Genomic DNA, 1,675 nt, shown 5'->3' with positions numbered 1-1,675 from the left:
ATGAAGGTGCTCGTGCCTGTGAAACGCGTGATCGACTACAACGTGAAGGTCCGTGTGAAATCGGACGGCAGCGGTGTCGATCTCGCCAACGTCAAGATGTCGATGAACCCGTTTGACGAGATCGCCGTCGAGGAAGCGATCCGGCTGAAGGAAGCCGGAACGGCCGAGGAAGTGGTTGTTGTCTCCATCGGCGTGAAGCAGGCCCAGGAAACCCTGCGGACCGCGCTCGCCATGGGTGCGGACCGGGCGATCCTGGTGATTGCCGCGGATGACGTGCACCAGGATATCGAGCCGCTGGCGGTGGCCAAGATCCTCAAGGCCGTGATCGACGAAGAGGCCCCCGGCCTGGTGATCGCGGGCAAGCAGGCCATCGACAACGACATGAACGCCACCGGCCAGATGCTGGCGGCGCTGACCGGCTGGAGCCAGGCAACCTTTGCCAACGACCTGAAGGTCGAAGGCGACAGCGCCGTGGTGACCCGCGAGGTTGACGGCGGGCTGCAGACGATCAAGGTCAAGCTGCCGGCCATCGTGACGGCCGACCTGCGCCTGAACGAACCGCGCTATGCCTCGCTGCCGAACATCATGAAGGCCAAGAAGAAGCCGCTCGACGAGAAGTCGGCCTCTGACTACGGCGTCGATGTCTCGCCCCGGCTGGAGATCGTGAAGACCAGCGAGCCCGAGGCGCGCAAGGCCGGCGAGATGGTGCCCGACGTGGATACCCTGGTCGCGAAACTCAAGGAAAAGGGGCTGGTGTGATGGCTGTTCTCCTGCTTGCCGAAGTGAACGACGGCGCCCTGTCGATGGACGCCACCGCAAAGACCGTGACCGCCGCCAAGGCGCTTGGCGAGGTGACCGTGCTCTGTGCCGGGGCATCCGCATCGGATGCCGCGAAAGAGGCCGCCACGATTGACGGCGTGTCGAAAGTGCTCTGCGCCGAGGCAGACCTTTACGGTCACCGCCTGGCCGAACCGACGGCGGCACTGATCGTGTCGCTGGCCGGCGATTACAGCCACATCGTTGCCCCCGCGACCACGGATGCCAAGAACATCCTGCCCCGCGTGGCCGCGCTGCTGGACGTGATGATCCTGACCGACGTGACCGCGGTGGTCGACGCCGATACCTTCGAGCGCCCGATCTACGCCGGGAACGCGATCCAGACTGTAAAGTCGAAGGATGAAAAGAAGGTTATCACCTTCCGGACATCCACCTTCGAAGTGGCGGGCACCGGCGGCTCGGCCTCGGTGGCGGACCAGGCGGCAGCCGAGGATCCCGCCCTGTCGGAATGGGTCGAGGACAAGGTGGCCGAAAGCGACCGCCCCGAGCTGACTTCGGCCGGGATTGTCGTGTCGGGCGGCCGTGGCGTGGGTTCGGAAGAGAATTTCGCCATCATCGAGAAGCTGGCCGACAAGCTGGGCGCCGCCGTGGGCGCGTCCCGCGCGGCGGTCGACTCGGGCTTTGCGCCGAACGACTGGCAGGTCGGTCAGACCGGCAAGGTCGTGGCGCCGGACCTTTACATCGCCGTCGGCATCTCGGGCGCGATCCAGCACCTCGCCGGGATGAAGGACTCCAAGGTCATCGTCGCGATCAACAAGGACGAAGAGGCCCCGATCTTCCAGGTGGCCGACTTCGGCCTGGTCGCCGACCTCTTCACAGCCGTGCCCGAGCTGACCGA

Annotated in this window: 2 protein-coding genes; both read left to right on the top strand. The window is 65.3% G+C overall.

Translation table 11 applies throughout. The features are described 5' to 3' along the window. Positions 1 to 759 (top strand): electron transfer flavoprotein subunit beta/FixA family protein, encoded by a 759-nt coding sequence (locus GLS40_RS17765; RefSeq protein WP_160383894.1) that lies wholly within the window; start codon positions 1 to 3, stop codon positions 757 to 759. Further along, positions 759 to 1,675: electron transfer flavoprotein subunit alpha/FixB family protein (locus tag GLS40_RS17760; protein WP_160383893.1), on the top strand; the 917-nt coding region annotated here is incomplete at its 3' end. The genes GLS40_RS17765 and GLS40_RS17760, both read left to right, overlap by 1 nt.

The sequence above is a fragment of the Pseudooceanicola pacificus genome, from assembly GCF_009789075.1.
GTDB classification, from domain to species: Bacteria; Pseudomonadota; Alphaproteobacteria; order Rhodobacterales; family Rhodobacteraceae; genus Pseudooceanicola; species Pseudooceanicola pacificus.
The sequence above is the reverse complement of the archived record's forward strand: the minus strand, read 5'-3'. Positions and strand labels throughout refer to the sequence as shown.

Excerpts from the sequence above, each read along its gene's own strand:
- GLS40_RS17765 (WP_160383894.1), top strand. The coding sequence starts at position 1 with ATGAAGGTGCTCGTGCCTGTGAAACGCGTGATCGACTACAACGTGAAG.